At 43.5% G+C, this 6353-nt stretch carries 9 protein-coding genes; 7 read left to right on the top strand and 2 right to left on the bottom strand.

The window, feature by feature from the left end; all coding sequences use genetic code 11:
• Both IH879_04545 and IH879_04540 read right to left on the bottom strand, forming a co-directional pair.
• Nucleotides 1–779: AMP-binding protein (locus tag IH879_04545; protein MCH7674205.1), on the bottom strand; the 779-nt coding region annotated here is incomplete at its 3' end.
• Between the two features lie 70 nt (nucleotides 780–849).
• The gene (locus tag IH879_04540; GenBank protein ID MCH7674204.1) at nucleotides 850–1683 is read right to left on the bottom strand and encodes a hypothetical protein; all 834 of its coding nucleotides are present in this window, start codon (nucleotides 1681–1683) and stop codon (nucleotides 850–852) included.
• A 189-nt stretch (nucleotides 1684–1872) separates the two neighbouring features.
• Between IH879_04540 and trxB the strand changes: the two genes are divergently transcribed.
• The 7 genes from trxB (at nucleotide 1873) to mtaB (ending at nucleotide 6352) form a co-directional block, all read left to right on the top strand.
• On the top strand, nucleotides 1873–2808 hold the full coding sequence (gene trxB / locus IH879_04535) for a thioredoxin-disulfide reductase (GenBank protein ID MCH7674203.1): 936 nt from the start codon (nucleotides 1873–1875) through the stop codon (nucleotides 2806–2808).
• Nucleotides 2805–3071, top strand: a complete 267-nt coding sequence (locus IH879_04530; GenBank protein ID MCH7674202.1) for a hypothetical protein — start codon at nucleotides 2805–2807, stop codon at nucleotides 3069–3071. Before trxB ends, IH879_04530 begins: the two co-directional genes overlap by 4 nt.
• 1 nt (nucleotide 3072) lies before the next feature.
• The gene (locus tag IH879_04525; protein ID MCH7674201.1) at nucleotides 3073–3918 is read left to right on the top strand and encodes a deoxyribonuclease IV; all 846 of its coding nucleotides are present in this window, start codon (nucleotides 3073–3075) and stop codon (nucleotides 3916–3918) included.
• Nucleotides 3919–4070: 152 nt separating this feature from the next.
• Nucleotides 4071–4457: a redoxin domain-containing protein gene (locus tag IH879_04520; GenBank protein MCH7674200.1), complete on the top strand. Its 387-nt coding sequence runs from the start codon at nucleotides 4071–4073 to the stop codon at nucleotides 4455–4457.
• 13 nt (nucleotides 4458–4470) lie between these two features.
• Nucleotides 4471–4842, top strand: coding sequence for a hypothetical protein (locus IH879_04515; protein MCH7674199.1), 372 nt, complete (start codon nucleotides 4471–4473; stop codon nucleotides 4840–4842).
• Nucleotides 4843–4845: 3 nt separating this feature from the next.
• Nucleotides 4846–5043, top strand: a complete 198-nt coding sequence (locus tag IH879_04510) for a nucleotidyltransferase domain-containing protein (GenBank protein ID MCH7674198.1) — start codon at nucleotides 4846–4848, stop codon at nucleotides 5041–5043.
• A gap of 4 nt (nucleotides 5044–5047) precedes the next feature.
• Nucleotides 5048–6352, top strand: a complete 1305-nt coding sequence (gene mtaB / locus IH879_04505) for a tRNA (N(6)-L-threonylcarbamoyladenosine(37)-C(2))-methylthiotransferase MtaB (GenBank protein MCH7674197.1) — start codon at nucleotides 5048–5050, stop codon at nucleotides 6350–6352.
• The last annotated feature ends 1 nt before the right edge of the window (nucleotide 6353 follow it).

Below are 6353 nucleotides of genomic sequence, written 5' to 3'. Positions count from 1 at the left end.
TTAATAAATTGGGCCAGCGAAATTATTTCCGGATTATTTAAATCATCCAGGTGTTTGATAATAACGATATTCTGTAGATCCTTGAGTTTATTTCTAGTTGTTAATACTTTCTGCAACTGCTTTTCGGTCGAGACGAAAAGGGTCGCGGCTTTGGAGTGATTCAGAATATAGGCGACAGATTCTGCCGTCGAGGTTGCCGGAATGGGCACATTGACTCGTCCGGTCATCAAACATGCCAAATCGATGCAAACCATTGCCAGACTGTTTTCCGCAAGGATGGCCACAGGTCCGGAGCTGCTGTCCTTGGACAGAGATAACAGGCCGCGGGCAATGTCATTCACTTTTTCATTAATATCGAGCCACCAATGTTCGGTTATTTCATTGCCTTGAATCTCTTGAAACAACGTTTTAACGTTATATTGCTCGACCCGTTGATGGAAAAGATGATTTAAAGTGAAGTTAGATCTTTCGATAATTTTAAGACAGAGATCGAACCAGTCGTTTTGTTTGTTTTCAAGGTAAATCTGTTTGAGAAGAAGGCTTGAGCGGGCAAGGTTTAAAAAGTTGAATAACAGTTGGCGGTCTTTTGGCTTTGTTTTTTTTGATTTGATTAGCTGTTCAGCTAATGCAAAGAAAGGTTGAAGGCCGGTTTGGGAAAGGGCTTTTTCTATTGTTGCTTCGTTCCAGGTGTCTTCTTTTAAAAGGGATTTGTGGTTTTGGAAATGCCCATCCGCTTTTACCAGTTCAAGGGGTCTTTTAATGTTGGTTTTTAATGGCATAACAAATCTATAGAATTTTGTTTAATTCAAAAACAAGTCAATGATTTATGTCTTGAAAAACTCTATTATTTTAAGAAGAACCAAGCTGGCGAAAAAATAATTCACGCCCCTGATCATTCAACTCTAAGCTGCTTATAATTTGGTTGTCACATAAAATTACATTCCAAAGTCTTCTAAGTAAATGAGATAGTTTAGAGAGGTTTTTTAAATTAGTCGTTGCTCTGGATTTAATTTTACTTCCATGCATGATGTCGCTTCTGATATTGTAGAGGCGTTCAAACCTTTTAGCAGCTAAATCTCTTTTTGATGAAGTAGTTTCCGTCAGTATACTATACGCCTCAGCATGTCTTCTGGTCATTCCGTAACCCCTTTTATAAGTCAGAATTGCTTCTAAAGCAGCTGTAAACAAGACGAAACTAACACGCCAATCATAGGCAACACATCCACGATATGTGTAGAGCAGGGCTGTTTGAAGTCTATCCTTGTTTTTATTTATTCGAGCAAGTGAACGATAAAATTGTTTTACTTTGGTTAGCTGCAATTCATCAACAGTGTTTTGATTTTCATCTTCCGAATTAAAGATAAACCTATCAAGATATCTTCGCATATCACCTTTTCTTTCTGAGAACCGAAACCTATAGTGAAGTTGGTTTGGAGTGAGAACCCAAAAGGAGATTAGTAATGTATTAAGTACATTAGGAACAGAAAGATATTTAGACTTACTTTCTTTTACAATGACCCAATAGCCGCAAGAATTTATTTCGCTAACATCAGATCCAGATAAAAGAAAATCAGTCAATTCTTTAGAAAGGGAGTAAGCATCTTTCTCAATACTCAAGTAGTTTGTGATGTAGAAATTCTCACAGTTACTCCAGTAATTGAATAGTGGTGCATACCATCGCATATTCTAAATTCTTTTACTACCAGACAATTTCGTAAATTTAACACCAATTCCTTCCAAATCCAAATGTTTTAACCAAGTCGGGGCAAACTACAATTTTGCTTGCATTTACATGAAATATGCATTATTTTCGTGCTGTTAGAATTCTTTGAACGAATCGAAAAAATCTTTGAAAGGAGAAAAATTTCTTCTATGTCGGATTTTAGAAATGTCGTTATCATCGGTTCCGGGCCGGCAGGTTTCACGGCTGGCATTTATGCTGCCAGAGGCAACCTTGAGCCGCTTATTCTCGAAGGCGAAGGCATGGGGGTTGAGATTCCCGGCGGCCAGCTTATGCTTACCACTGACGTCGAAAACTATCCCGGATTTCCGGAGGGTGTGCAGGGACCGGAATTGATGGACCTGCTGCGTAAACAAGCGCAGAGATTCGGCGCCGAGTGCATTCAAAAATATGCCACTAAAGTCGATTTCTCGAAGCGACCTTTCGTGGTCGAGTATGATGAAGAAACCGTGCAGGCAAAGGCTGTCATTATCTGCACCGGCGCCAGCGCCCGCTGGCTTGGCATCGAAGGTGACTTCATGGGCCGCGGCGTTTCGACTTGCGCCACCTGTGACGGGGCCTTCTACCGCGACCAGCACGTCGTCATCACTGGCGGCGGCGACTCGGCGATGGAAGAGGCTACTTTTCTGACGAAATTTGCCAGCCGGGTTACAGTCGTTCACCGGCGCGAGGAACTCCGGGCTTCCAAGATCATGCAGGACCGCGCCAGGAAGAACGACAAGATTGATTTCATGTGGAACAAAATTATTAAAGAGTATCTCGGTGAGCCATCGAATTTGACCGGCGTTCTTCTGGCAGATACCAAGTCCGGTGAGACGGCAGAGTTCGCCTGCGACGGGGTCTTTCTGGCGATCGGGCATGTTCCCAACACCGACGTCTTCAAGGGACAAATTGACATGGACGATGCCGGCTACATTTTACCAGCCCAGCACACTGCGACAAATGTTGAAGGCGTCTTCGCAGGTGGTGATGTTGTCGATACCCGCTATCGTCAGGCGGTTACTGCGGCGGCGATGGGTTGTGAGGCCGCCATCGATGCGGAAAGGTGGCTCGAGGCGCAGGAATGAAAATCAATCTTCGCTGGCTTGTGCAGGCCGTCGCCTTTATCGGCTGCATTTTTTTCTTTCTCAAAATTTGGAACAAGTCCAAAGAGCTGTTAACCGGGTTTGCGACCTATGATTTGCTTTTAATCGGAATTTACGGAATTCTCTTTTTAGTTTGTTTCTTTTTGATGGCGGTGACCAGTTACCTCAAACAAAAATTTAATGGTACCCTTAAAAACCCAATCCCGTTCTTTGAAAAACTCCTTTCGAAACTTGGGCTGACTTGATATGAAATTCGGCGCCCATGTTTCGATTTCCGACGGTGTTTTTAATGCGCCGCAAAACGGCAAGGACGTCACCTGTGACGTCATTCAGATTTTCACCAAGAACCAGCAGCAGTGGCGGGTCAAACCGCTGACGGATGAGGAAGTTGAAAAATTTAAAGCAGAGGAAAAGCGAACGGGTGTGAAAGCGGTTTGTGTGCATGCTTCTTACTTGATCAACCTGGGCGGTTTTGATAAACAAAAGGTGTATCTTTCGAGGCAGAATTTTATCGCGGAAATGGAGCGGGCCGAGGCTCTGGGGATTCCGTATTTGGTTATACATCCCGGCTCGCACCTCGACGAGGGTGAACAGAAGGGACTTCAGCGAATTTCCGAAAGTCTTAATTTTGTATTCGATAAGTGTCCTGATTTTAAACTGAAGATTCTTCTCGAAACCACCGCTGGGCAGGGGAGCAATTTGGGGTACACGTTCGAGCAGCTCGCGGAAATGAAATCGAAAGTCGAAGCTCAAAAACGAATCGGAGTGTGTTTAGATACGTGCCACATTTTTGCAGCGGGATATGAGTTGCGCACCGAAGAAGGGTACGAAAAAACCGTATCCGAACTTGACAAAATCATTGGCTGCGATCAAGTTAGCGTCATTCATGTCAACGACTCGAAAAAGGAATTTGGCAGCAGGAGAGACCGTCACGAGCACATCGGGGAAGGTGAGATTGGTATTGAGGCATTTAAGTTTCTCATGAATGACTCGCGTTTCACAGATGTCGCGATGATTTTAGAAACGCCGAAGGGTCCCCAAAACGATATGGACGTCGAGAATTTGAAAAGACTGCGGGGGTTGGTGGAATAGTTATGTTACTTAAAGTTTTATTTCTTTGTCAGTTTTAACCGTCAATTTATTCTCCACAGAATTATTTGCAAAGCCTGGTGATGAAAAGCCCATTTTGCCGAAACAGCTAATCGATGTGGACGGTAAAACAGTTGATCTAGCAAAACTGGCGAATAAAAAAAGCTGTTTATAGTAACCTTAAAAAGCAACGTGGTGCTCTGTTTGTTTTAAGCAATTGCTCAGATCTCAAGTGGAGACTTGCCAAGCTTCAGGTTTGTGGGGCTGCTTTCATCGTGCTTTCTCCAGGTCCGGCTGATGAGTTAAGAAAGGTTCGAAAGCGAACGGAGTTTCCTTACCCCTTTGTAGAAGATAAAGGGTTGGCATTGGCTAAAAAGTTGAAATTGCAAATAGCTGCGGACCAGATTCAACCCGCGATTTTTGCCGTTAACAAGAAACGCGAAATCAACTTGGTGCAATTAGGGCGAAACGGCAGTTATTACGGCGATAAAGAATTGCAAAAATATTTGGATTGTGAGTTTGAGTTAGCTTTACAATTTTAAAGGAGTAAGAGAAATGAAAATTAGATTCGTACTTTTTTCTGTAGTTTTATTTCTTTTCAGCTTGATAGGGTGTCAGAAGCAGGAAGAGATAGCCAAATTAAGTTCGGAGGAAGTTATCAAAATTATAACCTCATATATCAGTGGCAAAATAGGCGATGAAGGTTCTTTTGAAGTTGAAGACACCTCTGAAAATCGAACCCGGAACTTACAGTTTGATTTCGTCCACGAATCGGTGAACGAAACCGAGGACGCACGTTATTATGCCTGTGTCGATTTTACGGAAGGGGAAGTTCGATTGGATTTAGACCTTTATGTGAGCAAGGAGGATGGGGAACACAAGGTTTCAGAGGTGGTAATACATAAGGTCAATGGGGAGAGCCGGTGATAAATGGCCGTTAAAGTTGAAACAATCGATAAGCGCGACAGAATTCCGCAAGAGGCTATTTTAGATGTGGTTGAGCAGATTAAAACGAACTTTAAGCCGGATAAGATAATTTTGTTTGGCTCTTATGCTCGGGGGGATCACCGACCGGAAAGTGATGTGGAAAATTCTTTTAAGCAAACGAGTTATACTAACTTTCCATAAACAAATGACGCAACCAAATTACAAGGCTTCATTCTATACTCTTGGCTGCCGCCTCAACCAAGCAGAGACGGCCTTGATCAGCGACACCTTCAAGGAGAAAGGGTACCGGATTGTCGAATACGGCGAGCCAACAGACATATGTGTCATCAACACCTGCACGGTGACCGAACAAGCCGACGCCAAGTGCCGCCAATTGGTGCGGCAAGTGCTGAAACGCTCACCCGATGCTTTTGTAGCAGTCATCGGCTGTTATGCTCAAATGGGAAGTGAAGCGCTGAGAAAGATCGAAGGCATCGATTTAATCGTGGGCACCGAAGAAAAAATGGAAGTGGCGGATTTCATCGACATCCCGCAGAAATTACCAGAACCCATCGTTCGGAAAAGTAAAATCAGCAAGACGCCGTTTACGATCAGTTCTGTAGGAAATTACGAGAACGCAACTCGCGCCAATTTGAAGGTGCAGGACGGCTGTGATTTTATGTGTACATTCTGTGTCATTCCATTTGCACGGGGCCGGGGTCGCAGCCGGGCATTCTGGGATATTCAGCGCGAGGCGATTCAGTTGGTTGAAAGAGGACACAAAGAACTGGTTCTTAGTGGCGTCAATATCGGAACTTACGAATTTGAAGGGAAGACCGTTCTGGATATTGTCAAGATGCTTGAAACTATCGATGGATTGGAGCGCATCCGTATCAGTTCGATTGAGCCGACAACGATTCCCATGGAGCTTGTCGATCACATGGCTGAATCTGAAAAGCTCTGCAACCATTTTCATATTCCGCTCCAGAGCGGCGATGATTCGGTTTTGTCGAACATGCGCAGACTTTATAATGTTGCTGAATATGTTGAGTTCGTGGAAATGGTCGCCAATCTTATCCCGGACGTTTGTTTGGGAACCGATGTCATGGTGGGATTCCCTGGGGAAGGCGAAGCGGAGTTTGCCAATACCCACCGACTTTTAAAGCAATTGCCTTTTGCTTATTTTCATGTATTTCCTTTTTCGGAACGAGAATGCACCGCTGCAGTTAAAATGAAAGATAAAGTAGAGGCACAAGCAAAAAAAGAGCGTAGCGAAATTTTAAGAAAATTATCCAGTGAAAAGAAAACGCATTTTTACAAACAGCAAATAGGTAAGAGCGTAAAAGTATTGATGGAAGAGCAAAATGAATCTGGTTTGTTTCAAGGGTTTACGGAGAATTATGTGAAGGTAGGCGTGCCGTCGGAATCCGATTTATCAAACGAGTTCGTAGAGGTAGAATTGAAAGAAGTCAGTCAAAGAAATTTAGCGATTGGGGAAATTTTAAAATAAC

This window comes from candidate division KSB1 bacterium (genome assembly GCA_022562085.1).
GTDB lineage: Bacteria > Zhuqueibacterota > Zhuqueibacteria > Oceanimicrobiales > Oceanimicrobiaceae > Oceanimicrobium.
Note: the sequence above shows the minus strand (reverse complement) of the source record. Positions and strands in the feature narration are given on the sequence as shown.